Below are 26,714 nucleotides of genomic sequence, written 5' to 3' on the forward strand. Positions count from 1 at the left end.
TATTAAGCATCACAAGGATGAATTTCTTTCTTCACAGCACGACATCACTGATATGCCCGTCATAGACGGGCTCACGCAATCCCCTCTACTGTCTCGGTAGTGTAGTCGTCTTGTTTGAAGGCGACCTGCTCGTTGCGAGCAACCATGTCGGTGAATACAGCCTCCGATCCGAATAAGGGTAACCTGAGTTCCTCCCGTTCATCAACGAGGCTGCCGATGTCAAAGATGGCTGCACGCTCCTCGCTTAGCGCACCACAGCGCCCAGCATCATGAAGTTTCACATTAAAAAGGTTGCCAAGCAGGCACTTCCTTCACCTAGCAGCTGATGAGGATAGGTACGGTGCATTGCTGGGAATATTGCTTAAGCCTAAAAATTTTTAAGAAATACCTTGCTGAATCTCACCCTAAAATCCATCAAAAGGGTAGAAAATATCTCAAAATACAAGACTTCAGCTACTACCTTAGTAAATATTGTTCGCACTCTTTCAAGTAATTTCAGCGATCCAACCATCTATTAAGTTCACTAGCCTTAACAAGAAAGTACAAAATACGTCGTAGATTGATATATTTATAGCCATGTTCCCAACGCAATGACCAGAAAAGAAAGACAAAGCAATCCCGTGACTTTTCCCAGAACTGTGCAGCTGTTCTTAATTGATGGCACACCCAGTGGACGAATCAAGTGCTCACTGGATAACTGGGTCGGCAAGGTTTATCTCATCCCGCGTACCGAGATTTCTCGCTCTAAAGATCGCCCCGAACTTAGCCAAACAGGAATCTATCTATTGTTTGGCGCAGACTCTACTACCAATGATCAGCTCCTCTACGTTGGACAGAGCAGACAGCGGAAAAACGGCAACGGAGTTCTCTCCCGCGTCGCTGAACACATTGGTCAGGAAAAACTCGATTACTTCACCCATGCAATTCTTATCATCGACTCCGATAATTCCTTCGGTCCTACCGAGATCTCATATCTTGAAAATGCCTTCTACCAGCAAGCCCTCGCTGCTGGGCGTGTAACAGTCACGAACGGCAACGATCCTTCTCCTGGAAATGTCACTGAGGAAAAACAAGCTGCGCTCGATGAATTCATCGCAACCGCCAAAATCCTTATTGGTTCACTTGGCTATCGAGCCTTTGATGCCGTCGATAACGCCAAGCAAATAACCTCCACGTATGTAAATGACCTATCAACCGTCGAGCCCCTGCTATATCTTCATGCTTCAGGTGTTGCTGGGACGGGTCGACAAACACCCGACGGATTCGTAATCCTCACCGGAGCTAAGCTGCGCACGAGCACAACACAGTCGATGCCCGAATCGGCAAAGAAAAATCGGGAACGCTTCGCTGATCGCATCAGCAACACTGGCGAGCTCCTCCGCGACACCTTATTTAGCTCTCCCTCCGGAGCCGCATCCTTCCTCATTGGCTCGTCGGTCAACGGAAAGAAATACTGGAAGAACGAAGCCGGTGTTACCTTAGGTGAGCTCGAACAAGCCGAAGCAAAGGCAACCACAAGCAATCAATAAGATGTAGAAAAATCCCTACTGCCGGCAGAAAGCACATAACCACCACCAGGCACAAACACCCTTCATTTACTTAGGGTGGCTTTTCCTATTCTTGATTTAGCACTGCCATGTTCGTTAAGAATTAAGGTAGTTAAAGCCTCAACCTTATTTTTAAGCAGGATAAAACCTAAAATAAAAACTCAAAATCTTCGCCAACAAAAATACGTCTCTATATACAAAAGTCTAGAAAGAAAATATGCGCCCCAGAATTATTATCTAGAGCGCACCCGAATCACCGATCACAATGAGCTTCTACCGGTGTATGCATTTTCTTTATGACGCCGGAAATATCGCGAATGAGAAAGTTCAAGAGACTCACGCGAGGGAGAAGTTATCACAACCACTTCAATATCTTTGCTGCTTCTTTTTCGGTTCTTCTCAATTCGTGCGTGTATCGCTTCTTCCAGCGTAAGGTTGTCGGATACCGATACCTGCCCGGTGCGCCGATTGTACTCAATGAGGTAGTGAATCATTTAAACCTCTCCCAACCTTTAATACGTAGGATTAACCACGAAGTTAACCAAATCGCCATACAGGCCACGGCCTTTTATAGCCGCAGCCTACAAACAGCTAATGCTTACTGCTACTTCTCCGCAGCCTGCTCACGGCTGAGCACTGTCGGGAGTTTTTCTGCCCACTCCAGCGAGCTTTTTACTCCATCAGCAATGCTGAGCTCGGCACGCCAGTGCAAAAGCCGTTCGGCTTTATCGGTTAGCGTTGCGCAACCGACAACATCACCAAGACGTGGCGGTGCGGTGGCAATATCGAGTGGTTTCCCGGTTGCATCGCCAAAGGCATTGGCGAGCTCGAATACTGTGGTGCCGGTACCGGTGCCTAGGTTGATCACATCAAAGCCAGCAACATCTGAGGCCGAGATGACTTCATCAAAGTTGCGTAGCGCTGCCACATGGGCACGTGCTAGATCCCATACGTGCACGTAGTCGCGGAGTCCAGATCCATCGCGGGTAGGCCAGTCAACACCGGTAACGGTAAATACGCCGTTATTATGGTGTGCTTCAATCATTTTGCCTAGTGCGTGGGTTGGGTTTGGATCTTGTAAACCGCTTCGCTGCTGTGGGTCGGCACCGATCGGGTTGAAATAGCGCAAAGCGATCGCATTCATGGAACCGGTTGCCGCGAAATCACGCAGCACACGCTCTAGCATCCATTTTGATGCAGCATACGGGCTTTGTGGATCAACTACTCCAGTCTCATCAACCATATAGTTCTCGCCCGGCTCATACATGGATGCCGTTGAGCTCAAAATAAAACGATGGATGCCGGCAGCAGAAAGTTCACGCAGCAAGGTTAATGGCTTTGCGACGTTATTCTCGTAGTAGTCAATCGGGGCAGATACGGATTCTGGCACCACGATTTTTGCCGCGCAGTGAATCACGGCCTCAATATCGGGGTGCTCGGATAGAATGCGTCGAATCACCGTGACATCGGCAATATCGCCTTCATAGTGTGCATAAGGGCGAGCAAATTCACGTAGTCCTTTGCTGTAGTCATCCACAATGACCGGCGTCATGCCATTATCTGTACAACATGCTGCAATGGTTGAGCCAATGTAGCCTGCGCCACCAGTGATAAGAACCTTCATAAACTATCCTCCAGTTAAATGTCGCGCGCCATAAGGCACACGTGTCACTAGTGTAAGCAGTAGCCAAAGCGAAGCACACGTCGACACGCATTCTTTTTACCCTAGCTAGGTAGTATTGAGCCGTCGAGCAAAAAGCACAAGCGTTAAACCTACGAATAGTGTTGATTGGAAAACACCAGCTACCAAGCAGCTAAGAAGTGTCCAGGTGGAATTTGATTCGATACTAAATGCCACCGACGGGATAGCAATAGTAAAAGTAGATAATGCTTGGGCAATAACGTACCTTAATGCCATCATCGACTGGCTGCTAACAACAGCGAAGCTAGAAACACAAAGTAGCATTGAAATGCCGATTGGCCAGGCAAAACTTCGGGTTAAATAAGACAATAAACCTTGAAAGCACGCTAATGGAAGAGCACTGACAAGAATAAGTAGCAAGAAATCTCGCATCACTTGAGCTATATCAATGCCATCGACGCGCATCGCCAAGCCAGCACCGATAGCCAGTAAGGTAAAGATGAGGTGCATGATGGCAATCAACAGTGCACCAATAAGTGCTTTTACAATAAAAATCAAATGTGGCTTCCGGTAGCAGCTTTGCATAGCTTGCCAATTGCTTTTCTTTATATCGTCACGCCAAATTGAAGAAACAATAATTGCGGCACCAATATTAAAAAAGATCAGCCCATAAAAGAGCCCTACTTGAGCGTTAAGCGAATACCAGCCTTGCTCTAGTTGATCTTGATTCCAATAGAAGTTCAAGCTGCCCAGACCTACGGAAAGCAGTGGAATAATCAAACATATTGTCCACACATGCGATCCTTTTAATTTTATTAATTCACTGCACAACATTATTTACCGCCAGATCCGAAGTTTGTTTAAACAGACCACCCAGATAAGGATGCTAACCAAGATAAAACCAGCAATCGCTGGCAGGTTGACGTGGTTAGGAATAATCGTGGTTTCCCATTGTCGCACTGGAAGGATGAGCGAATAATACGCCCACGGAAAGAAATAAAAAATAGGTGTGCTCACTAGGAAACAAAACACAGCGACAAATGCACTAACGACGCCACTGAGCAACACCACAATCTGTGATTCAACAGCACAGGCAGCCAACATAAGAAAAAGAAAAAAGACGGTAGTAATCGCCCACAGTAAAATAAAAAATCCTACCCAGCGCACACCATCAATATTGGTAGCACCTAAGGCGATACAAATAGCAAAAGTAAAAACTGCTTGCAGTGCTATCGAAAGAGCAAGGAGTATCATTCCGACTAAAGCTTTAGCACCAATGATGCTTCGCACGGAACAGCCAGAGGTGACCAAAAATAACCATCCCCGGTGTGCAAACTCAATATCAACCATTCGCGAAGCCAAAACCGCAGCCATCACCGGCCAGATTAATGCCGACATAAACCCGGAAGATAATAAGGCTGTCGCTAAGATTACCTCCTCAGATGATCTACCCGACCACAGTGAAAAGGTGGCTAACACCGTAATCGCTAATGCACCAGAAAATGTAATATAGTGCGCTTTTAAAGCGCGCACTTTATTTAATTCAAACAGAATTTCTTGTTGGAACATGGTTACTCCTTGGTCATTTCCATGAAAATTGACTCAAGGCTCTGATGCGGTCTCGATACTTCGTAGAAACCAATGCGAGCGTCGATAAGCGCTTGGCACAGTGCCGGGATTTCAGCATCAGTTACTTGGGCAACCTCAATGCCACCATGAATCGGTGTAGAGTGTGGAATAGCCGAAAGAGCTTGCTCAATATCGTGGGTTCGGATAAGCACCGCGGGAGAATGCTGAGCGATAAGTTCATCACGTGCACCCTCAAAAACCAGTTTTCCCTTATTAATAATGGCCAAATGTGAGGCGATCTTTTCTAACTCGGCAAGCACATGTGAGGAAACCATGACCGTTACTTCCTCTTGGGTGGCAAGGCGCACAATCAGCTGGCGTATCTCTTCAATTCCATAAGGGTCAAGACCGTTAGTAGGCTCATCAAGTACCAACAACGATGGCTTACGGCAAATAGCAAGAGCAATGCCAAGACGTTGTTTCATACCTAAAGAAAAAGCCTTGACTTTCTTGTTTCTTGCCTCATTGAGGCCAACAATATCAAGTGCCCAATCAATGTTTTCATCTGCAAAACCCAGTAATGACTGCACTACTTTAAGGTTTTCCACAGCGGTTAAGTGTGCATACCCGGAAGGTTCTTCAATCATGGATCCGATAGCGGCCACAAATTTTCCGCGATTAGTTTTTGTCAGCTGCTCACCGAAAAGACTAATTGAACCAGAACTGGGGGCAATAAGACCTAAAAGCATCTTCATTGTGGTCGATTTTCCAGCTCCATTGGGACCAATGAAGCCATAGACCGCACCATGAGGAATATTTAAGGAAAGATCGCTAACAACATCTGTTTTACCATAGGTTTTTGTGACACTAGTTAATGTAACTACATTCATACTGATAATCTTCGCTCTTAGATGGACATGTTCTCTCAATGAAGCGGTACCAAGCCACACCCGCCGCATACCAAAACAAGCTCTTTAATAAGCTCTTCCGTTCATGGTGATACCGTAAATAAGCTATCCTCACCAGGGTTTACCCTATTTATCAGGCAACATTTATCTACCTTTCTCGCTGACCCACAGATTATTTCTATCGACTTAAGTTTTGGTTTAGGTTTTGGTTTTGTCACTTTATCAGCGGATTGTAGAGAAATCAGCAGCGATTATAAGCCCGTTTTATTAACCCAGCACACGTGGTTTTATTGCTGCCTTCTTGAAGGAACAAAGCGAATAAGTGCTAGCTCAACCACTAAGAAATCACTTATTGTTTATCTATAACGGTTACTCATCAACTACCCGACAGGAATAAGCATGCGATATAAAAACCTGTTCTACTTTGGTGTTAGCGCTCTTGTTATTGCTTTTGTGCTCAGTTTTTTCTATCAGTGGCAGGTAGCTAGTGCTTTTCTTTTCTTCGCTGCGGCAAGTTTTACCTTTGTGTTCTGGAATCAAACCAAAGGGCGTTATCACAGCGGAAAGTATGCGAAAACAAATCTTATAGTCGACACCATAGAAATATGGGCAGGCATTCTCTTTATCACCATATTTCATAACTGGGGTGCCGGAGCACTACTAGTTATTCCCATCAGCATGTTCACTAGCTCATTCAAAAATCCAGCTATATAAGCTATATAACAGCTCTATAAGCAGCATTCCTTCTTTCTCGTACCCTGCTGCGAAGATAATTCACAACGGTGTATACGCGTGTGGGTAGGTGGGTCGCCTAAAAGCACGTTATAAAAATCTCCCTCAATTTTCCTAGGAGCTGCTCCCAAGGAGTTGAATAGAGGTATCCACACCAAGGAAAAAGGAGAGCACCATGCTTGACTCATTCGCACTAGCTGATGGCTATACCATCCCGGCACAGGGTTTTGGAGTGTTCCAAATTCCCGCAGAAAATACTGCCGACGCGGCCTACCAGGCCATTAAGGCTGGTTATCGTCATATTGATACCGCACAGTCTTATTTCAACGAAAAGGCCGTCGGTGAAGGCATTCGCCAAAGCGAGCTCGATCGGGAGCAACTTTTTGTCACCACCAAAATCTGGATTGATAGCTATGGCGAAGAAGCTGCTTACGCCAGCATCCTCATCTCCCTGGAAAAATTAGGGCTTGACTATATCGACCTCGTGTTATTGCACCAGCCATTCAATGACACTTATGGCTCCTGGCGAGCACTAGAACGTGCGCAGTCAGAAGGGCTTATTCGTTCGCTTGGGGTATCGAATTTTACTCCCGCACGCCTGCATGATCTGGGTTCATTCAACAAGGTTTACCCGGTAGTCAATCAGATTGAAATCAACCCATTCCACCAGCGAACAGAGCAGGTAGCAGAACTACAACGCTTAGGGGTGGTCGTTCAAGCCTGGGCACCTTTTGGTGAAGGACGCTCTGGTCTCTTTGATAATCCCGTTCTCACCGAGATCGGACAGCACTATGGTAAATCGGTAGCGCAGGTAGTGTTGCGCTGGTTATATCAACGCGGCATTGTCAGCCTGGCAAAATCTGTTCGCCAGGAGCGCATGCAAGAGAATTTAGCTATCGACGATTTCAGCTTAACCGAAGCAGATATGGAAAAAATCGCTGGCCTCGATGAGGGCACTTCCCTCTTCTTTGACCATGAAAGCACTGCTACCGTGGACTTTATGCAGGATCTTATCCAGCAGCGCCGTCACACTAATTAGAGGTACCTTGTGGGTGTGTACTCAACAAAAGAAGCTGCCGAAGCCAGTGGCATTGCTATTGAGACGGTGCGTTATTATTGCAAAATCGGGCTAGTACCGCGTGTGCTACGCGATGAAAACAATTATCGAGTTTTCGATGAGCATGATATCGCCTGGCTACAAGGTTTGCGCTGTTTACGCGAGTGCGGCATGGGCATTAAGCACATGCGGGAATATATGAATCTGTGCCTAGCAGGTGAAGAATCTATTCCCCAGCGCGAAACTATCCTTGCCAACCAGCGGATTATTGTTGAGCAGAAAATCGAGGTTTTGCGGGAAATGCTGGGCTATATCGACTCAAAGATGGAGTTTTATGCCGGCATTAAATCTGGCGAAATTAACTACCAATCTAGTCTGCTTGCCCCAGTAGAAACTCAAGAAACCCACCTACATTCCTCATAGGAACTACCCGCTTAAACAGTAATTTCGATCTGGTTTCCCTCAACATCGACAATGACGGATTCATAGTAGCCGTCGCCAGTGGTACGCGGCATACTCACGCAATCGTATCCGGCAGCAAAAAGCTGATTGGTCTTTGCATCAACAGCTTCTTTGCTACCCACACTCACCGCAAGCTGGTGATAGCCCAATGCCATTGGCTCAGCTACAGCTTTGCGCGCAGCATTATGCATTATTTCTAAACGCGCACCTTCAGCAAAAGACATGAAATAAGAGGAAAATCCCGTGCGCTAGTTAACGTAGCGCTGGCTTGCTTGAACATCAAAATAGGTTTCAAAAAATTCGCGGGCTTGTTCTAAGTCGGCAACATAGAGTGCCACGTGTTCAATTTTCATAAGTATGAAGTCTACTTCCCCGGGGTCATATGTTTTTGTTTGCTGATACTTTTACTTTTCGACGCAGCCCTTCCCGCCTACTGTATTCTGCTCATTGGTTAAAGAAATTTTACTGACCGCTCAAGCGACACAAAGAGCATGGGAAAATTTACACAAAAACATCCACATACACTTGGGGTAGCTGCTAGCACCTGGGCAATAGACTGCTACTATCGCAGTGAATGTGTAACTGTATTGCATAGGGTTGAATAAAAAGAATTATTTCACACCCCCCATAATTGAACTATTACCCACCTAAAACTACCTCTTAAAAAGGTTACTACCCCTAAAGTAGGTCAATAGCCCTTTACCCTGCCATAACATAGGTTTAAGGTTAGGCTGTGTTAAAAAATATGGTGTCGTTGGGCCACCCTCCCGATGGCGTTGGTTCAGCCAGTGCCAACCAACGCCACATTGCTGATCCTCGCACGTTAACCTTGATGTTTATCGTCGTCAATGTTTTATTAACGTCTAATGGCTCATCAGAGTTTGCTTTAGCTATAAATGCGCTTATTTCTATTGGCTTGGTACTGCTCACGTCACCAAAGATTTGGCTTTCCTGGGCGGTGTTTATTCTTTTCTGGCTTTCCTGCCTTTATCTGCTGCCCTTAGTGTGGGAATCATCAGTATCTGCATTTTTAGTATTTATTGCTTTTTGGATGTTCCGGTTTAGTGGCATTTTTGGCATCGCAGTAGTCGCTTTTCAGGCTGCTGATATTTCCCGCATAGGCGCCGCGTTAACCCAAATGCGCGCACCTACTTTTGTGTATGTGCCAATCATGGTGGTAGTGCGATTTTTCCCCATGGCGCTGCAAGAGTTCACTGCCATTGTTGAGGCAATGAAGCTGCGCAATTTGATTCCTCGTACCAGCACACTTCTTTTTCATCCACTACGTACTGCCGAATATCTTATTATTCCTTTCCTGGCTTCTGCGGCACGCATTGCTGATAACCTTTCCGCGGCTGTCATTATGAAAGGCCTTGGTGCACAAAAACAACGTAGTACTACGTGGCCAACGCATTTCGGCCTGGGCGATGCACTCATTATTTTCATTTTGATTGTTTTGCTGAGCTGGCGCATATGGGAGGCGGTGTAATGAGCACCACGAATAATCACACCATTATTGCGCTTAGCGATGTTAGCTATTCCTATCAGCGTACTGATCCCAATTCCTCCCTGTTCGCGGAAAAGGATGCCACTACCCAAACGCCACCAGAATTAATCTGCCAGTTGGAAGAAATAAGTCTTAGAATTCCTGCTGGCTCATTAGTGTTACTAGTAGGTGCTTCTGGATCGGGTAAAACTACCCTGTTAAGAGTTATGAACGCCCTGGTACCTAAATTTTATGAAGGAAAATTCACTGGTACGGTTCAAGTTGCTGGTCATGATCTTTGCCCCGTAGAACTTCATGATGTTGGTCGCTGGTCGGCTACTATTTTCCAAAATCCACGCACCCAGTTTTTCACGAGCACAGTGCGCACCGAGCTTGCTTTTGCATTGGAAAACTACGGGGTTGATCCTCACATTATTAAAAATCGCATTCAGCAGGCAGCTAATCAGGCCGGAATTAGTCATCTTTTAGAGCGCTCCTTGAACACCCTATCGGGTGGCCAATTACAAAAAGTAGCCTGCGCATGCGCCCTGGTTATGGACGTAGAGGTACTGTTTTTCGACGAACCCACCTCAAATCTTGGTACTGAGGCAATACAAGAATTTCAAGAACTTATCGGCCGCCTTAAAGCAGCAGGAAAAACAATCATCGTTGCAGAACACCGGCTCTATTTATTTGCTGAGCTTAGCGATGTTGTCTACCGGATCGCGGATAAGAAGATCATCGAAAAACTCAGCGGTAAAGAATTTTTTGCGCTTACTGCCGATGAGCGCATTCAACGAGGCCTGCGTTCGCTTAGCCCGCCAAAACCGCCTGATTTACCTAGTCCACCTGCGGCGAAAGAAGAATCCGGGGTAAAACCAGGGTTAGAAATAGCAAATCTTCACTTTGGTTATGAACCTGGAAAACCAGTCCTTGACTGTGGTTATCTTCATCTTCCAACGGGTGCGGTAACTATTATTAGCGGCGATAATGGGGCGGGAAAAACCACCCTTGCCCGGCTTATTTGTGGGTTAGCGACACCAAACAAACCTGCCCAACGACGCTGGTTACGCCGAAATACTACCCATACTCAAGGTAAAAAAGCACAGTTTATCTTGGACGAAAAGGTGTTATCGCAACGAGCGCGTCTCCAGGAGTGTGCAATCGTCATGCAAGATGTGCAGCGACAACTTTTTAGCGAATCAGTACACCGCGAAGTGACTTTGGGGCTTTCTGCCAGTGATGAAGCTACTGGCCTCGTTGATGAGCTTTTAACTCAATTAGAGCTCAGTGAGTATCAGGATCGCCACCCGCTTTCGTTATCGGGTGGGCAAGCACAACGTCTTGTTATTGCCGCAGCCGTAGCCGCACATCGCCGCATTGTTATTTTTGACGAACCTACTTCGGGGGTTGATTACACCCATTTACGTGGCATTAGTGAGCTTATTCGTAGCCTTGCTGATTCTGGGTGCATCGTGGCTGTTATTACTCATGATCCTGAGTTAGTGCAGATGTGCGGTGACTATCTTATTCGCATCCCCAAGCTCTCTCCTACATGTTAATACCGTGCAGGTCTACTTCGATAAGGAAGATTTTATGAAGAAAATCAACGTTCGCGATCTGGTTAATATTACGATTTTTAGTGTTGTTTATATTCTCTCGTTCTATATCCCAGGCATGTTAGGGTTCTTTGGCCCACCATTTATGTTTGTCGGCTGGATCATCGGCATCGTGCTAGGTGGAATTGTTCTCATGTTACTTATGGCACGAGTGCCTAAAGTGGGCACACTAAGCGTTGTAGGTTTGATTACTGGATTGATTATGACTCCAGGACATACTGCACTGGTTCTAGTAGCGTGCCCACTATTTGGCTTTGTCGCAGATCTGATCATGAGTAACTGTGGCAAAAATGATGCCTTACAAGCCACCCGCGCAATCCTGGCTTATGCCGTTTTCAAATTGTGGATAGTCGTACCGCTTATCCCCATTATTTTTAATGCCGATGCTTACTACGAAACCATCACCGCAACCATGGGACAAGAATATTCCGATTCCATGCGCTCCCTTTTTACACCTACCATCATCGGTATCTGGGCAGTAGTCATCTTTATTGTTGCCTTGAGTAGTGGTTGGTTAGGTGCAAGAACAGCACGCAAGCATTTCCACCGGGCAGGATTAACGCGCTAATGTCAAAAGATGTAACTCCCGACGATCAACTCTTGGTTACCCGACCGACAGTAAAAGAAACCACTCACGAGTATAAAACTAAGCGCAAACAAGCCCAGCGAGCATTAAAAGAACTCATGGCTCCCGTAGCCACTCGGATTCTGATTAGCAGGGTGCTTACTATCGCTTCCTGCATAGCCGGTGTTGCCCCATATTATGCGTTAACCCAGATTGGCTCTATTCTACTTGCCCCTGGTGAGATAAATACTCACGCACTTCAACAACAAGGGCTGATCTTAATTTATGCTTTTCTTACTCAAGGTTCCCTCTATTTTCTCGCATTAAGTATCACTCATTTTGCCGATCTCAAACTTCGCCGCATTATTCAAGACAAAATCATCGCTACCTTGGCACGTGCCCCGCTATCGTGGTTTAGCGATACCGCTCATGGCCGAGTGCGCAAAGCGATACAGGACGATACCACGCAGATCCACATGCTCATCGCACATGCGCCAGTGGAATACACGGCGGCAGCGACTACCCCAGTGTTATTGCTTATATATTCTTTTAGCGTGAATTGGCGGCTAGGACTGCTTTCTTTAGCAACCTTGCCCATTTATATCGGACTGCAAATGTTCTGCATGAAAGATATGGGCTCAAAAACCGCAGAAATGGATGATAAATTAGCCGATATTTCTGCGGTAGCAGTGGAGCTAACCGAAGGTATCTATGTTCTTAAGAATTTTGGTCATACCGGAAAGGTACATTCTCGGTTTTCTGCCGCTTGTAAAGCTTTTAGTACCTTTTATTGGGATTGGTGCGGTCAACTTATTAAAGCCTCATCTATAGCGGTTGCCACGATCTCTACCGCTACATTAATGTCAATTATTATCGGTTGTGGCCTATTTATCACTAAATTAGGTTGGTCGACTGTGCCACAAGTATTGGTATGTTGTTTAATTGCGCTAGTACTGCCGCGAACCCTAGAAGTTTTATCCAATACTGCCTGGTCATACCAACAATCAGGCAACGCAGCGCTACGTATTATCGACATATTGAACACCGAGCAAATTGATTACCCAGACACACCAATAACCCAAAAAATCAGCCCCGTAGCCACACCCCAAACGGTAGACACTAACACTATTGATAGTTTTGTTGATATAATGAAAGGTGACCAGGCTTCCTCAGAAGCTTTTCCCTCCCATTACCTCGATGCACCCACTCCCTCCACTCCTCTTGGGGTCGTCGAATTCAGTAATGTTAGTTACAGTTATCGAATAGATAACGAACTAGTTACAGCGGTCAGCGATGTAAGCATCGAGTGTAAGCCGGGAACTGTAACTACCCTCGTTGGCCATTCGGGGTCGGGAAAGTCGACGCTAGCTACTATGTTAGCCCGCTTTTCCGATCCCGAATTAGGCTCTATTACTATTGGGGGCAAAGATCTTCAAAGTTTCTCTGAACAAGAACTTTATTCCACGGTCTCTTTTGTGCTGCAAAATCCTTATTTGCAAAAACTTTCTATTGCTGAGCTCATAGCGCTCAGTGATCCCGATGCGTCCATGCAGCGTATCCGCCAGGCGGCCAAGGATGCACACATCCTTCAGGAAATCGACGCATTACCCCGCGGCTTCGATACTGTCCTTGGAGTCGATACTGATTTATCTGGAGGCCAAAAACAACGCATTGCTATTGCGCGTGCGCTGCTTGCTAATACGCCCATCATTATTCTCGATGAGGCTACCACTGCTACCGACCCAGATTGTGCGGCACATATCCAGGCAGCACTTAACCGCTTAGCGCGTGGGCGTACTGTTTTAGCCATTGGTCACCATCTGGAATCTGTGATGGGTGCGCATCAAATCTGCATTCTTGACCAGGGTCGAATCAGTGCATTGGGAACGGCTGAGCAATTAGCTGAGCATCCATATTGGAAGCAACTTAAAGGAAATCTCGTATGAGTAAAGATACTAATAACTTCCACACTCCGTCCCCGGATACCCAGCAAGCTAACCCTAGGGCGCATAATGCGTGGCTGCAATGGGCGGTAGATATTTTTCTTCTCGACGCATACCGGGTTATTTTTACTCATAAGGGCTACCACACGTTTAAAAAAGGCCTTTTCTGGGCAGGCCTGATTGGTGTTTTAGAAGGCATTGCTATTTTTACGATTATCCCAGCGATTACTTCTTTTATCAGTGGTGAGGCTGTTTTGGGGATGCAGTGGATAGGCTGGGTGGTAGTACTTGTTGGTCTTGCAATTATTGCTTCAGTAGCAACCTATTTTCAGGCCACGGCAAGCTATCTATCAGCTATTGATGCCTTATTCCAGTTAAATATTCGATTAGGCAATAAAATCACGCGCATTCCATTGGGACTTTTTACTCAAGCGCTCAGTACAAATCTTTCTCAATTAATGACCAGTTCTATGATGAATGTTGGTCAAGGTGCTGCGCATTTTGTCGGCCCAATTGTGCGTGGACTCAGTACCACAGTAACCATGACTATCCTTGCGTTTTTCTGGTCGTGGCAACTAGGTTTGATCCTTTTAACTACTATCCCGGTAATGTTCCTAGCAACTACAGCATCCAGGCATTTTAAAGCACGCGGCGAAAATATAGTTTTTCCCACTAGTACTGCTTATGCCGATCGGATCTTAGAGTTTAGTGCTACTCAGCCTTCGCTGCGTTCCTGTGGGCAGGCCAGTAATTATCGGCCGCTGCTTCAGGCTAAGGAAACTTATCTTCGTGCTGCGCATAAAGATCTTTGGTTAGGTATTACAGCTAATATTATTCACGGGTTAAGTGGGCAAGCACTGAGCTGCGCTTTGATTATTGTGTCGATTTTCCTTGGCTCTACTGCCATCTTGGATCCGCTAGCAGCTGTTGCTTTTGCTGGGATATCGCTGCGCTTTTCGACGGTTCTTAACGAACTTGCTGAATTTGCGATCGCCATTGAGGTCTCACGTAAGCCGGTTACCGAAATCCAGCAGATTTTAGCTACTCCAGAGCTTCCGGAAGCAACTAAGCGCGCTGTGTTAAATCGACCTGGCGAAGTGGTATTTAATCAGGTTCATTTTGGCTACGATCCTGATTATCCGGTATTGAAAGATATTGATTTTGTTATTCCTCCGCGCAGTTTAACAGCTATTGTTGGTCCTTCAGGTAGTGGTAAAACCACTCTGTTTAAATTGATTGCACGTTTCTGGGAGACAACGAGTGGTCAGATTACAGTAGGTGGGGTTGATGTGCGTGATCAGCCTACCGAGCAGCTCATGGAGCAACTATCCATGGTGTTCCAGGATGTATATCTTTATGACACAACTTTGGCGGAAAATATTCGCTATGGGCGCGCGGATGCTACTGATGAAGAGGTTCGAGCAGCTGATGAGCTCGCGGGGGTTGCTGAGATTGCCAAGCGTCTGCCTGGTGGCTGGCAGGCACGTGTTGGTGAAGCTGGAAAGCGTCTTTCTGGCGGTGAGCGTCAGCGTGTTTCTGTAGCACGGGCATTATTAAAAGGTGCACCAATTGTGCTTTTTGATGAGGCTACTTCGGCTCTGGATGCAGAAAATGAAGCCCATATTTCGCAGTCTATTGCTGATCTTCGTGCGCGTTCTACGGTGTTAGTTATTGCGCATAAGCTAGATACTATTTGTAATGCTGATCAGATTTTGGTGTTGGATGAAAGCGGTGCCTTAACGCAGGTGGGTACTCATGATGAGCTTATTCATTCTGATGGTGTCTATCGAAGGTTGTGACAGGCACGGAAGAATGCTCAGGGTTGGTCGCTGACTTGAGTTAATTGATGAGAAAAATGGGCTAGCCTGCCAGGGTAGAAATACTGGCAGGCTAGCTTTTTCTTCTGGGAAGAAGATTCTTTGATGGTACAGCTGTAAGTACACTGGCCGCAATGGGGTGGGCTATTTTTAACCCATAATGTGCTATTGCCCACCAGAAGTTCTCTTCTGGTGGGCAATAGTGTGTGTTTTGTACGTTCTAGTTGCTATTCATCATCGGTGTGTGGTTTTTTAACGGCGAGATAGCCGGAACGCCAGAATAGGATTCCGATGATGATGATGCCGATTCCTAAGCCTAGGAGGGAATAAGGGAAACCAACTTCGGCTTTTGCACGGGCAGCTTCAATGTCTGCTTGTGGTGTTGGTGTTACTCGCTCTGCGGTAACCAAAATGCGGTGTGTGTTAATACCCAAGGGGGTACATGTCACCAAAGTAACCAAATCCTGGTCTGCGTTGGCTCTTAAAAATTCAGTGTTTTCCGGGCTAACCACTTTGGTGTCGCGAATCTCGTAGGTCATTACTTCCCCGAGAGTCTCGACGGTAAAGCGGTCTCCGACTCCAACTTTATTTAAGTTGGTAAACATGGTTGCCTCTGCTAGTCCACGGTGAGCGGTAATCACCGAGTGTGTTCCTAAGCCACCGACTGGAAGAGAAGTTCCTTCCAAGTGGCCGGCACCTTTGAGCAGAGTTTCATCATCAGTACCGTGATAAATAGGCAGATCCACATTAATTTTTGGAATGCGGATACGTGACATGACATCTGAGCCGTCAAAACGCAACTGGTCTTTGTACGGGACTACATCTTCTACCATGCCGGTACCGCGTGGGATATTAGCCCACGCGTCTAACGAAGCACCTGCGCTTAGCTGCGCATTGTACTCATGTGCCAAAGCCATGAGCTCACTAGAACTACGCGGCTTTGCATTCTCAATTTGGGAACCATAGCTATCTACAATTCGCGCCTGTTCACGTGCGGAAAACCACGACGCGGTGGCGGGGTAGAGACCGACAAGAAGTGCCGCCACAGCCGTTACGCAAGCAAAACATGCAAGCCAGGAGAAGACCCATTTCTTTGATTCGGTTGGAGAATCCTCAATTGGATTTTCTGGCTGAGCGGTCACTGTTGTCATACTTTAAACTTTTGATCCTAGGGATTGAGAGGCAAACCGGTACTAGCCGCGCATACGACGAACGAATACGAAGCCTGAACCAACGGCGATGATCATAAGGATACCACCAGCGATAAGCATAAGAGCAACGCCTTGGCCACCGGTAAGAGGTAGATCAGGGGTGTCGCGCTTGTTGTTCTTTACAGTCAAGTCGTAGCTGCCTTCTGCGTTCTTGCCGATCTTCACAGCAACAGCGAACTTAGCGTTCTCACCCTGCGGGGTAACGAAGCCAGCAGGAGCTTCAGTTTCTACGACCACGTAGCAACGGAATTCTTTCGACTTTGGATCATTCTGATCATCAGAAACGAATAGACCCTTGAATTCAACCTTGCCGTCTTTATCAGAAATTGCTTCTAGATCTTCACCCGTAGTACCAGCCTTCTTAATGGCAGAGTTATTACCATAGTCCTTAGAACACTGATCAGCAGTGGCTGGGTAAGGATCAGCCGCAGGATAAACCTTGAACTTTGCACCCTCTAGTGGAGTATCACTATCTCCAGCATCAACCTTCTTCAGGGTCAAATCGCCCCAGAAAGTGTTGACCTCAGGGGTGCCACCTGGAGGGGTAGGTCCTGGAGGAGGAGTCAGTGGTGGGGTGGTTGGTGGAGTGGTAGGAGGCTCTGCTGGTGGGTTATCGTCGCCTGGTTTTGGCTCGGTATCAGAGTAAACGTAGGCACGGTTCTTAATCTTTCCGGCATCAAGTCCGGCATGATCAAGCCTTTCCAGCTTGCCCTTGAAGATAGCCTTAACTTCCGTGCCAGGATTAAGCTTAAGCTTGGTGAGTCCCGATTGAGTAAAGGAGACAGTAACAAGGCTACCGGTAACAGTAACTTTGTAATCGGTATCCAGGGTCAAAGGCAGATTGTTAAGAGTTACGGACTCAACGCCAAGAGAATCCTGAGCAAAACGTGGATCCATAGGATCAACAATGTAGAAGTGCTTAAATACATTGCCGTCAGCAATACGAGGTACCTGAGCTGTCACTGGGAAGCGAACTTCAGAACCAATGCTCAAGCCATGCTGTTCTTGCTGTTCAACAGTCTTGCCTAGTTTGGTCTTACCGTTCTTAGGGAAGACGTGAACATCATAGAGCCAAGCATTTGTTGGTGTAGGAAGATTTTGCTGATTTTCCGCAGTATCAGGGAAAGGAATAGTAACGATGAATGGTGCTGCACGGTCAACAACGTCAGCTGGTGCATCAGTTTCACAGAAGAGATATGCGTCAACATCTAGACCAGTCACATCAGCTTTACCACCATTAGCGGTAGTTACTGTTCCAACTTTAGTGGCCTGAGGAAACTTTTGCTTAACCTCAGCAGAGAGATCATCACCGGTACATGCGTTAGGAGGAGTCCCATAGTTTTGGAGTGCATCCCAACCTGCTTGTGTACTTAGATCAAGACCAAGCTTGAAATAGGTAAATTTGACACCATCAATACCCTCAGCAGGAGTACCGGTGTACTCACCGGTACGGTGATTACCCACAACAGCAGGCTTACTACCATCTTGGTGCTCATGCTTATGGATCGTTACAGATCCTTTTTTAGTCTTATCAACATTGCCAAAATAAACAGCAGCTGCCTGGTTGTTCTGCGCAGCACCAGCTCCGCCGAGTGATTCTTCCGCAGAAACGGGAGCAAACGAGCCGCTCGCCAGCAAAGCTACAACACCAAGGCTCGCAATAACCCGGCGGCCAATAGACGTCTTATCAGCACGCATATTGATCCTTTCTTAATTTATACATAAGAGATTCTTTTAGGCTTTGCGGCGCTTTGAGGAGCACGCCACTAAGGAGGGGCTTAATGTCCATGGCATTGTCATGCAAGCAAAGGGAACCCGTCGATTGACTACCAAGCTGTGGCAGCTGAACGCTCTTACCCATCTCGTTTCCCAACGAACCGGCCACAACAACTACACCATGAGGGAAAATCATGGTGCAGAAGTAAATTTTGTTATTTGCTCGATCTCCTACATGGACATAGAAGACCAACAGCCATTCTGACTGCATGCCAACTGCTTGACTTGCGTACTGATTTTCAAAGTTCTTAACACCGGCAACAACAATGCCGCGATAAGCGACTACACCACGTGAAGTAACCACTTCCACACAGCGCAGGTTATTGCTAAACACCCGTGTACTGTTCCTTAAAATTCCAAAAGTGCAACCCCACACACGAGTCTTAACGCAATAGAAAGCACTTAACTATCTATTCAGAGCTAAAACTCTCATTATTAATTAAGTAAATTAATAAATTCCGGCAGGGTTCAATACTGCATCATTTAGAGACATACCTATGCATCAGCGACACTTAAGCAGTTCACACATAACGTATCATCTTCAAGTAAAGAATTCCACACGCTCAACTCAGTAAGAAAAACCTAATTTTCACATCCCCAAAAATGATGTGAATATAATTCGATACATCTCCCCTAAGGTAACTGCAAGGAAAATATCTGAAAGAAGAGCGCTTTGGAGTCAAGGATTGTCCATCGCCGCCATCACCCTGACCTTCAATGATGTGGTAAATAAAACCGGTAAAAGCAAGTGGAATAGAACTCTTTCAGGCAAGAATGTATCGACACAGCATTATTTAAGAATTAGGCTAACCTGATCACATTTTTCCATGAAGCCGTAAGCAAATTGTTACGGAAAAATCGGGAATAAAGTTTTAGGTATTGTGATTAATCACATTTTCGGTTTCCATACCGACCAATAACCAAGGGAACAACACAGTTGAAATATTGCGTACTTTTAGCAATTCCTAAATATGCAATATAAAAGGAATAAATTTTTTCCCACTATTTGCTGAACATTAGTTAATGCATACGCATTAACTAACACAACTAGTGAAGCGCACCTAGGGCAGATAGATTAAACGTCGATAAGCTCTAAAAATATTCTTCTAAGCTAAAACACACTAAATATACGGAAATCGCCCTCCACTCATTAACTAGCAGAGGGCGATTTAACAGTTTTATTCAGAAGATAAATAAAAAATTCTTAATTTAGCGACGGAACTGATCAATGAGATGACGGATATGATCACCAAAGAAATGGTTGGCCACCCCAAAAATACCTAAAATGCCACCAAGCGCACCGAGAACACCAAGAATGGTCGCCCAGGTCTTAGAAAGAGCACTACCGGCATCATTGTTGTGGTTATTACCGTCGCGACCATCGTTATTATTGTTATCGCCATTGTCCTTATCCTCATCAAAATTAGGGAACTCACGCTCCTGCTCATGAGGCTTAGGAGTAAACTTCGGATCATAAATCTTGCGGAGAACATACGTCTCCTCAGATTCACCTTTTACATCCTCATAGGAAGGAACATAGAAAGTTCCTTTATCAAGCTGCAAAATTGCACCATGCTGATGAGAACCAGTCTTCGCCCCCTTAGGAAGGGCAATCGGCTCAAACTTCCGACCATACTCATCTTGTTTCTCATCCGAGATGGTCTTGAACAGCTTTGCATCGACATGCTTGATCATGCCGTCTTTAGCATCAAGTGCCATAACAATGCCATCTTCTAGGACAAAAGCATTGCCCCAGTTCTTGATATCGGCATCTTTACCCTTAACAACGCCAGCACTTTCCTTGGCCAAAGAGCCATTATTGAACTTGAAGGACTGTGCGACCGCGTATTCTTCAGACACGTTCTTGTTGTAGCGAATAATGGTCTCACCATTTGTATGAGCAGCACTAGAATCAATATCTGCTGACTCGGTTGCCGAATCCTTCAAAAGCTTAGCGGGATTCTTGGTGTCCTTAGGATTGATGGACACCATCAGACCATAATATTTTTGCTCACCTTTTTTAGCTCGGCTTAGATCACCGTTAAGAACGAAAGAACCATCCTTCATAGGTAGAAGCTCATTAACTTCTGGGTTGCTATCTGTCACTTCACCATAAAGGTTCTCAGGATTAGTAAAATCACCCTGTTTCGCTAGCTCACTTTGCTCAGGCAGGTTGATCGGAGAAATAGAAGCTTGGTTGACAATAGCTGTTTGCTTTTCAGTTACCACTACAACCTGCTTGGTATATGGGTTATATCCAAGAGCTGTAATCTCATCAGCAAACGTATGAACTACGCTAGCTTCTTTGAAACCATCTTTAACATCTACGTGAAGCTTATGAAGAACTTTTCGATCATCATTTGCTGGGAGATTCCGGTTTCCACCATTGCCCTCAGGTTCTTTTTTCGCAACATAGTAAAGATCACCATTAGCTTCATCGAAGGCAACCGCACCATAATTGTTTAGCCTCAAGTTCTTTGAGGCTTTCTGGTTAAGGTCACGATCAAGAAGTGCAAAGCCAGGGTTCTTCTCAGGGGTAAAACGGTGATCAGAGGTTGCGACAATGACATGATCCTTAAATTTAAACAACTCACGGTGCTGTTCATATTTAACGTCATTGTCAAACTTTTCTGCAGCCACAACATACTTAGCGTTATCCGTGGACAAACGCTTATAGTCCCCACTGGAACCATTAAGTTTTGACTTCTCAAAGCTAAAGGTCAACGAATCAAGCGCACTGTTAACAGGATAGAATTCGGAGAACATTTCGCTACCGTCTTTAGTAAGCAGCGCTGGGATCTCCGACCAAATGACTTTGCCGTCTTTTTCTTCAAAACGTGCATTAGCTGTGTACAACGTCGCTAAGGGCTTAGTATCGTCGGTACCCTCATTGGTATAAGTTTCAGCAGACTTATACTTCTTCGAAGAAACTTTAGCGAATACATGAGAGCCCTCTTTGCTCATAACGATCCGTGGGTTCTCAATCTTTAGATCCAGCTCACAACCAGTGTGGTTGGTGTTATCAGTGCAATACTTTTGATAGTGCACACCGCCCTTAAACTTCGCTTCAAGCTTTTCTTTATCTTTATCGTAAGTAACAGAATATAGCTGGAAAGTGAACTGGTTCTTCTGCTCATTTTGCTCAGCACCGTCAAACACCTTGGTAGGGCCACCGGTGTAATTGTTGAAAGAAGAGCGTACACCCCAGGTTAAGGCGTTTTCAGTGCTCTTCTTATCCGCACTCTTCTTTTCCTCAGCTTTAGCAGGTTTTTCAGCCTCAGGACTCTTCTTTTCCTCAGCTTTAGCAGGTTTTTCAGCCTCAGGACTCTTAGGAGCTGAGGTCTTCTCACCGGTAGTGGCTGCAGTGTCTGCTGCATCCTTAATGTCTTTAGCGAGGTCTTCTTTATCAAGGTCTTTTGAGGTATCGGTGATATTTTTCGAATCAGCCTGATCAACAGTATGGGTATCTGTGGTTACCTCTTCGGTAACCGTAAAGTCTTTTTCCGTGTCGATGCTCTGAACAGTATCAATATTCCGAGAAACCTCTGCTGCTGGTTCTGCAAAAGCACGAGGAGTTATAAGAGACATAAGAGTTGCACACGCTACCGTTGTTGTCAGCATGTGACGAAAACGTTGACTCTTCAACGAACGACTCCATTTCAACAATGAATCTAATGAGGGGAACGGCGACATCATAATTCCTTAAGATAGCTTCACCTAACTTAACTATATCTTAATTAGCCCCAGGTATACCCCCACGGTTAGCTGCGCCATTCGATATAAAACTTCTTTCATAGACCCACCGGTTATCACGCCCCAAGTATCAGGGTTGCGGCAGCCAACTCCAATGAAACCAATTTTCACATTCCCACCTTGCTACTACGTGCCCAATAAACAGAGGAAAAGAAAACGGGGGAAAAGAAGCGCATATATATAAGGAGAGAAAAACATTAATAAACGGCACAGACGCCACCCATCCGCCCCCCACATAACGAAACGCAAAAATATTAGAAGTGCACGGGTGCCGTACTAGGAATTACCGCCCAGCCCAACATGACACCGCATCTTTTCAGAGATACACCACCGCACCCCTTTTAAGATGCACCACAAAAAATAACTACCCCATATTTTTCTAAAGCAAAAATCTTAGGATTTTTTAATGTTGCAATTGCATACACGGTTCACAGAAAGTATCCTCACCAGGAGTGATGTGAAAAAATATTGAAATCTCTCATAAGGAAAATCAAATATTTGAAGCATCGGTATTAATTTTTCTCAGAAAGTTAATTTTTAGTAATCCAAATCCCCTACGGTTACTCACCCCCTTGATGGCTCATCCGGGTAGTGGGTACGGAAAAAAGAATATGAATATATCAGTTATAAAGCGCACTATGTCTAAGGGTGTTGTAAAGAATCCTTGGTTGGTGGTGCTTTTTGTGTTGCTTCTTGTAGCAAGCTCTATTCCTCTTGTCACCCACTACGCACCTACCGTCTTAGGGCAAGAAAAATGTGCTGGCGGTAACTGGTCAAATCTTCAATGGAGGAAAAACAGCCCTAACATTCATGATGGTAAATATGTAGGCCCTAGTGGGTATGCTGAAGTTGAATTCGACTGGACAGCGAAAAAAGAAGCTGAAGCTGGAAGTAAATTTGAATTCGACCTACCTAAAGAACTTAAAGGTGTCGATACAGGTCTCGTTGTTCTTAAAGACAACAAAGGTGAAATCGTTGCTACTGGTCAATGGGATAATGAAAAAAAGAAATTTGTTGTCACCTTAACCGATTTCCAGGATCGTCACTTCGATGTTCACGGTAAAGTGTTTCTCTCTGTCGCATGGAATACCAGCGACAATTTTAATGGCCAATTACGTTTCAATGGTTGCGGTAATGACACATTAAACGGACAATTTGAAAAACGCGAAGGTGGCTTATTTCATGATGATTCTAAGATTGGCGAATATCGTGGTTACGATAAGAAAAATGGTAACTATATCATCCAGTGGTCGGTAGGTATTAATCCTAAAAAACATAAAGACATACCGGTAACTGTTACGGATATCGCCCCAGTTGGTTGGGATTTTACTTGTGATGGTAATGATAACGACGGTTATGCTCCGGTATACGTTTCATCTTTTATTCAGGGGCAGGACAATAAACCGAAACAAATTCGTCACGCAATCTATGATCGAGACGGATCCCCCAGTGGAGGAACACGAACCGGTTTTACTAACGTAACTCATCTTGAAGATTTCCGAGATGGACACAATTACACCATCAACTGCGACAAAAAGCAGGTATCTGTCAGCTTTCCTCGGGGGCTCGACGAACAAAGTGGTCCTATATTAACGCTTACGGCTGTTACAAAAACCAAGCCTGCTCCAGGTAGCATCGTGACAAACAAAGCCAAGATTGACACTGTTGAGGTTGAAGGTCAGGTTCGCTTCCCAAACTCCGGTGGTCAAGGATTCGGTCGTAAGGGTGGTTTTACTGTTGAAAAAAGTGTCGTAGGAACTCCACAGGACAAAGCCAAGGACTACACATTCACTTATGAGTGTAAAGATCCTCAAGGCAATTCTAAGAAAAATGGTTCTTTGACACTCAAGCATGAAGATCTCATGCACATCGACGACCTAGATAAAGGCTGGACATGCGTTGTTAAAGAAAATATATCCGAAGCACAAAAAGATGGAAGAAAACTCACCGTATCCTGGGTAGCTTACGGAAAAAATAAGGACGTTAAGAGCATCGGCTCTGCTTCTATGATTGATTTCGTCGTTGATGAAAAATTTGCAGAAGCTATCCATGTTGTTGTTACCAACAAGTTTGAAGAACCAACCGGAAGCTTTACGCTGGGTAAGACAGCAATCGTTACTGATGATACTACATCTGAAGAATTCCGTAACAAGATTAAAGACAAAAAGTTCAAGCTTGATTACGTTTGTACTCCTCCTAACGTCGACGGGCGAGAAGCAGAAAAGAGACGCGGAACAGTTGAACTTGCAAATGGACAAATCAGTTCCCTCATCTCTGGATTACCTATTGGTACCAAGTGCACAGTAACTGAAAACAAAACTGACATAAATGTTGAAGGCTATAACTACGAAAAATTAGAATGGCAAGTAAACAGCGAAACTAATAGCCGGACTCAAGACAAAGATGGCTATACGTTTACCGTTACTGAGGCCAAATTTATTGGTACTTTTGGTGCTGTTAATACATATAAGCCTGTTGAGCCAAAGCCTGAACCTGAAACTGGTGGCTTTACTATTCTCAAGCAGACTTTGCGCAGTGATAGAACAGTAAATCTAGAACTCAGTTCAAAAGAATTTACGTTTAACTGGGAGTGCACTCCACACAACCAGCAAGGGGACAAAAAATCTGGTTCCTTTAAACTCAAAGACAAGGGAGTTCATAAGCAAGAGAATATTCCTTTAGGTTCTACTTGCGTTATTACTGAGGACGAAGACTCTGCCAAGCTTGATGGGTATACTCATGAGCTCAGTGTGAATGACGAGAAAGTTAAAAAAGAAGGAAATAGATTAACTTTCAAGGTTGATTCCAAAGTTACTGTAGGTATCACTGCAGTCAATCGGTACACCCCAGAGAAGAAGCCTGAAACCAGTAACTTCAGGATTTCCAAGTACGCTGCAGGTTTCAACAGCGATGGTACTTGGATTAACGATAAAAAAATCACTGATCACGAATTCAAATTCACCTGGGAGTGCATTCCGCCAAAAGAACACGGGAACAAGCAAACCGGTGAGTTTAAGGTTAAAGACACAAGCTCCTTTAAGAGTCCAGACTTTCCTCTAGGTACCACTTGTACCGTTATCGAGGATGCAGAATCTGCCAAGCTTGATGGATACACGCATGAACTTGTTGTTGATGACGATAAAATCCAGCAAGACGGGACTAAACTTACCTTTACTATTGATTCTCAGCGGATGGTGAGCATTAATGCACACAACAAGTACACCCCAGTCAAGAAGCCTGAGCCTGAAAAGGGTAAGTTTAAGGTCACCAAGACCACTACACTTATCCATGAAGACAACACAGCTAGCTTTGATGAAAAGCTGAGTGCGCATGAATTCAAGTTCACCTGGGAATGCACCCCACCAGAAGGCCAAGGAGATAAACAAACTGGTGACTTCATGGTCAAGCACAAGGGTGAATTTGAAAGTCAAGAGTTTCCAGTAGGAACCAGCTGTACTGTTACCGAGACGGAAGAATCGGCCAAGGTTAATGGATTTACCCATGAACTTCGCGTTGATGGAGAAAAAGTAAAACAAGAGGGGAACAGGTTTAGTTTCACTATTGGTTCTGAAACTCTGTTAACTATTCAGGCACGAAATGAATACACTCCAGTTAAAAAGCCTGGACCTGAGTTGGGTCAGTTTACACTGGTTAAAGAAGTGAAAGATGCTGATGCGCGAGCTCAACTAAAAGGTAAGAAGTTTACTTTCGAATGGGAGTGCATTACTGATGACGGTGAGCCTTCCAAGACGGGTCGAGTAGAACTCGGTAATGGTCAAGGTTCTCTTATTAGCGGTCTGCCACTGAATTCATCCTGCACGATCAAAGAAACCGGTGTTGAGAAACTAGATGGTTACACTCATACTTTGAAGTGGTTAATCAATGGTGAACCAAAGTCTGAGGATCCGATTAAGGTAACACCACGTAAGCAGTCTGATGATCCTTTGATTGTTACTGCGATAAATGAGTACACCCCTGTTGTTCCTCCAGTTCCACCGACAACGGAGACGACTACAACAACGGAACCTGCTCCAACGACGTCGTCGACAACAATGACCACCGAGCCTGCTCCTACGACTGCGACAACGACAACTACAGAGCCAGCTCCGACTACGTCGTCTACAACAACGACCACGGAACCTGTTCCTACCACCTCGACTACGCAACCGGTGCCAACCACATCGTCGTCAACACCAACGACTACGACTACCACGTCGTCGGAGCCTATTGTGCCAACTACGACGCATCAGGTTCCACCGATCATTCCAATCCCTATCCCGATACCAATCCCACCGGCACCACAACCTGTTCCACCGGTAACAACCCAGGTGACACCACCTGTACCATCAACACCTGTGACACAATCATCTACACCTGCACCATCAGGTAAGACTCAACCAGGTACAGGTAGAAGTGGTCTTGCTAATACCGGTGCCTCAGTGAACCTGATAGCACTGTTAGCACTACTTCTAGCCATGATTGGTGGTCTTATCGTCTTCTACACACGTGGTAGGAGAAGAAGCTAATACTTCTTAGATCAATCGTGTTGCTCAAACACGATTGATCACAGATAAATAGCTCAACCCCCTCTTTTTGTTTTCTTGAAGAAGCACACTCTCAAAGAAAA

Annotated in this window: 21 protein-coding genes; 10 read left to right on the plus strand and 11 right to left on the minus strand. The window is 45.3% G+C overall.

The genetic code is table 11. From position 1 onward, the window contains the following. Window positions 1-71: 71 nt before the first annotated feature. Window positions 72-281, minus strand: a complete 210-nt coding sequence (locus tag UL82_RS09445) for a hypothetical protein (protein WP_046440649.1) — start codon at window positions 279-281, stop codon at window positions 72-74. A 339-nt stretch (window positions 282-620) separates the two neighbouring features. On the opposite strand from UL82_RS09445, the gene UL82_RS09450 reads away from it, so the two are divergent. Beyond that, window positions 621-1,529: a GIY-YIG nuclease family protein gene (locus UL82_RS09450; RefSeq protein WP_232009484.1), complete on the plus strand. Its 909-nt coding sequence runs from the start codon at window positions 621-623 to the stop codon at window positions 1,527-1,529. A 622-nt stretch (window positions 1,530-2,151) separates the two neighbouring features. On the opposite strand, the gene galE is transcribed toward UL82_RS09450, so the two are convergent. From galE to UL82_RS09470, 4 genes are all read right to left on the minus strand, one after another. Then, on the minus strand, window positions 2,152-3,171 hold the full coding sequence (gene galE, locus UL82_RS09455) for a UDP-glucose 4-epimerase GalE (RefSeq protein ID WP_046440653.1): 1,020 nt from the start codon (window positions 3,169-3,171) through the stop codon (window positions 2,152-2,154). A gap of 105 nt (window positions 3,172-3,276) precedes the next feature. Then, on the minus strand, window positions 3,277-4,023 hold the full coding sequence (locus UL82_RS09460; protein WP_083966468.1) for an ABC transporter permease: 747 nt from the start codon (window positions 4,021-4,023) through the stop codon (window positions 3,277-3,279). Window positions 4,024-4,026: 3 nt separating this feature from the next. Further along, a complete protein-coding gene (locus UL82_RS09465; protein WP_046440656.1) occupies window positions 4,027-4,758 on the minus strand; it encodes an ABC transporter permease in 732 nt (243 codons plus the stop codon). 2 nt (window positions 4,759-4,760) lie between these two features. Beyond that, entirely contained in the window at window positions 4,761-5,648 is an 888-nt protein-coding gene (locus tag UL82_RS09470; protein WP_046440658.1) for an ABC transporter ATP-binding protein, read from the minus strand. A 417-nt stretch (window positions 5,649-6,065) separates the two neighbouring features. Here UL82_RS09470 and UL82_RS09475 point away from each other — a divergent pair, with 417 nt between their 5' ends. The 3 genes from UL82_RS09475 (at window position 6,066) to UL82_RS09485 (ending at window position 7,878) form a co-directional block, all read left to right on the plus strand. Continuing rightward, window positions 6,066-6,380, plus strand: a complete 315-nt coding sequence (locus UL82_RS09475) for a hypothetical protein (protein ID WP_046440661.1) — start codon at window positions 6,066-6,068, stop codon at window positions 6,378-6,380. Between the two features lie 193 nt (window positions 6,381-6,573). Then, window positions 6,574-7,437 (plus strand): aldo/keto reductase, encoded by an 864-nt coding sequence (locus UL82_RS09480; protein WP_046440663.1) that lies wholly within the window; start codon window positions 6,574-6,576, stop codon window positions 7,435-7,437. A gap of 15 nt (window positions 7,438-7,452) precedes the next feature. Then, entirely contained in the window at window positions 7,453-7,878 is a 426-nt protein-coding gene (locus UL82_RS09485; protein WP_046441491.1) for a MerR family transcriptional regulator, read from the plus strand. An 11-nt stretch (window positions 7,879-7,889) separates the two neighbouring features. On the opposite strand, the gene UL82_RS09490 is transcribed toward UL82_RS09485, so the two are convergent. Then, entirely contained in the window at window positions 7,890-8,141 is a 252-nt protein-coding gene (locus tag UL82_RS09490) for a VOC family protein (RefSeq protein WP_083966469.1), read from the minus strand. 24 nt (window positions 8,142-8,165) lie between these two features. Further along, a complete protein-coding gene (locus UL82_RS11610) occupies window positions 8,166-8,270 on the minus strand; it encodes a VOC family protein (RefSeq protein WP_330217320.1) in 105 nt (34 codons plus the stop codon). A 380-nt stretch (window positions 8,271-8,650) separates the two neighbouring features. On the opposite strand from UL82_RS11610, the gene UL82_RS11100 reads away from it, so the two are divergent. Genes UL82_RS11100 through UL82_RS09515 form a run of 5 tightly spaced genes read left to right on the plus strand, consistent with a single transcriptional unit; the run spans window position 8,651 to window position 15,329 of the window. Beyond that, window positions 8,651-9,406: an energy-coupling factor transporter transmembrane component T gene (locus UL82_RS11100; protein ID WP_232009485.1), complete on the plus strand. Its 756-nt coding sequence runs from the start codon at window positions 8,651-8,653 to the stop codon at window positions 9,404-9,406. Next, a complete protein-coding gene (locus UL82_RS09500) occupies window positions 9,406-10,965 on the plus strand; it encodes an ABC transporter ATP-binding protein (RefSeq protein ID WP_052735951.1) in 1,560 nt (519 codons plus the stop codon). The genes UL82_RS11100 and UL82_RS09500 overlap by 1 nt, the downstream gene beginning before the upstream one ends. 34 nt (window positions 10,966-10,999) lie before the next feature. Next, window positions 11,000-11,590 (plus strand): MptD family putative ECF transporter S component, encoded by a 591-nt coding sequence (locus UL82_RS09505; RefSeq protein ID WP_046440665.1) that lies wholly within the window; start codon window positions 11,000-11,002, stop codon window positions 11,588-11,590. Then, window positions 11,590-13,533, plus strand: coding sequence for an ABC transporter ATP-binding protein (locus UL82_RS11500; protein WP_232009486.1), 1,944 nt, complete (start codon window positions 11,590-11,592; stop codon window positions 13,531-13,533). Before UL82_RS09505 ends, UL82_RS11500 begins: the two co-directional genes overlap by 1 nt. Further along, on the plus strand, window positions 13,530-15,329 hold the full coding sequence (locus UL82_RS09515; protein ID WP_083966470.1) for an ABC transporter ATP-binding protein: 1,800 nt from the start codon (window positions 13,530-13,532) through the stop codon (window positions 15,327-15,329). The genes UL82_RS11500 and UL82_RS09515 overlap by 4 nt, the downstream gene beginning before the upstream one ends. Before the next feature lie 245 nt (window positions 15,330-15,574). On the opposite strand, the gene UL82_RS09520 is transcribed toward UL82_RS09515, so the two are convergent. The 4 genes from UL82_RS09520 to UL82_RS09535 form a co-directional block, all read right to left on the minus strand. Further along, window positions 15,575-16,498, minus strand: a complete 924-nt coding sequence (locus UL82_RS09520) for a class C sortase (RefSeq protein WP_046440667.1) — start codon at window positions 16,496-16,498, stop codon at window positions 15,575-15,577. Window positions 16,499-16,540: 42 nt separating this feature from the next. Continuing rightward, entirely contained in the window at window positions 16,541-18,256 is a 1,716-nt protein-coding gene (locus tag UL82_RS09525; protein ID WP_046440669.1) for a SpaH/EbpB family LPXTG-anchored major pilin, read from the minus strand. Continuing rightward, the gene (locus tag UL82_RS09530) at window positions 18,246-18,668 is read right to left on the minus strand and encodes a hypothetical protein (protein ID WP_046440671.1); all 423 of its coding nucleotides are present in this window, start codon (window positions 18,666-18,668) and stop codon (window positions 18,246-18,248) included. Before UL82_RS09530 ends, UL82_RS09525 begins: the two co-directional genes overlap by 11 nt. Window positions 18,669-19,543: 875 nt before the next feature. Beyond that, window positions 19,544-21,979 carry an HtaA domain-containing protein gene (locus UL82_RS09535; RefSeq protein ID WP_046441499.1) on the minus strand — a complete coding sequence of 812 codons (2,436 nt, stop codon included), beginning with the start codon at window positions 21,977-21,979 and terminating at the stop codon, window positions 19,544-19,546. Window positions 21,980-22,725: 746 nt separating this feature from the next. Between UL82_RS09535 and UL82_RS10705 the strand changes: the two genes are divergently transcribed. Further along, window positions 22,726-26,613: a DUF5979 domain-containing protein gene (locus UL82_RS10705; RefSeq protein ID WP_052735952.1), complete on the plus strand. Its 3,888-nt coding sequence runs from the start codon at window positions 22,726-22,728 to the stop codon at window positions 26,611-26,613. Window positions 26,614-26,714: the final 101 nt, after the last annotated feature.

It is taken from the genome of Corynebacterium kutscheri, assembly GCF_000980835.1.
In the GTDB taxonomy this organism is placed as follows: domain Bacteria; phylum Actinomycetota; class Actinomycetes; order Mycobacteriales; family Mycobacteriaceae; genus Corynebacterium; species Corynebacterium kutscheri.

What these genes read in the sequence shown, in the direction of transcription:
- galE (WP_046440653.1), bottom strand. Translation starts at nt 3,171, where the DNA reads ATGAAGGTTCTTATCACTGGTGGCGCAGGCTACATTGGCTCAACCATT.
- UL82_RS09460 (WP_083966468.1), bottom strand. Translation starts at nt 4,023, where the DNA reads ATGTTGTGCAGTGAATTAATAAAATTAAAAGGATCGCATGTGTGGACA.
- UL82_RS09465 (WP_046440656.1), bottom strand. Translation starts at nt 4,758, where the DNA reads ATGTTCCAACAAGAAATTCTGTTTGAATTAAATAAAGTGCGCGCTTTA.
- UL82_RS09470 (WP_046440658.1), bottom strand. Translation starts at nt 5,648, where the DNA reads ATGAATGTAGTTACATTAACTAGTGTCACAAAAACCTATGGTAAAACA.
- UL82_RS09475 (WP_046440661.1), top strand. Translation starts at nt 6,066, where the DNA reads ATGCGATATAAAAACCTGTTCTACTTTGGTGTTAGCGCTCTTGTTATT.
- UL82_RS09480 (WP_046440663.1), top strand. Translation starts at nt 6,574, where the DNA reads ATGCTTGACTCATTCGCACTAGCTGATGGCTATACCATCCCGGCACAG.
- UL82_RS09490 (WP_083966469.1), bottom strand. Translation starts at nt 8,141, where the DNA reads ATGTCTTTTGCTGAAGGTGCGCGTTTAGAAATAATGCATAATGCTGCG.
- UL82_RS11610 (WP_330217320.1), bottom strand. Translation starts at nt 8,270, where the DNA reads ATGAAAATTGAACACGTGGCACTCTATGTTGCCGACTTAGAACAAGCC.
- UL82_RS09500 (WP_052735951.1), top strand. Translation starts at nt 9,406, where the DNA reads ATGAGCACCACGAATAATCACACCATTATTGCGCTTAGCGATGTTAGC.
- UL82_RS09505 (WP_046440665.1), top strand. Translation starts at nt 11,000, where the DNA reads ATGAAGAAAATCAACGTTCGCGATCTGGTTAATATTACGATTTTTAGT.
- UL82_RS11500 (WP_232009486.1), top strand. Translation starts at nt 11,590, where the DNA reads ATGTCAAAAGATGTAACTCCCGACGATCAACTCTTGGTTACCCGACCG.
- UL82_RS09515 (WP_083966470.1), top strand. Translation starts at nt 13,530, where the DNA reads ATGAGTAAAGATACTAATAACTTCCACACTCCGTCCCCGGATACCCAG.
- UL82_RS09520 (WP_046440667.1), bottom strand. Translation starts at nt 16,498, where the DNA reads ATGACAACAGTGACCGCTCAGCCAGAAAATCCAATTGAGGATTCTCCA.
- UL82_RS09525 (WP_046440669.1), bottom strand. Translation starts at nt 18,256, where the DNA reads ATGCGTGCTGATAAGACGTCTATTGGCCGCCGGGTTATTGCGAGCCTT.
- UL82_RS10705 (WP_052735952.1), top strand. Translation starts at nt 22,726, where the DNA reads ATGTCTAAGGGTGTTGTAAAGAATCCTTGGTTGGTGGTGCTTTTTGTG.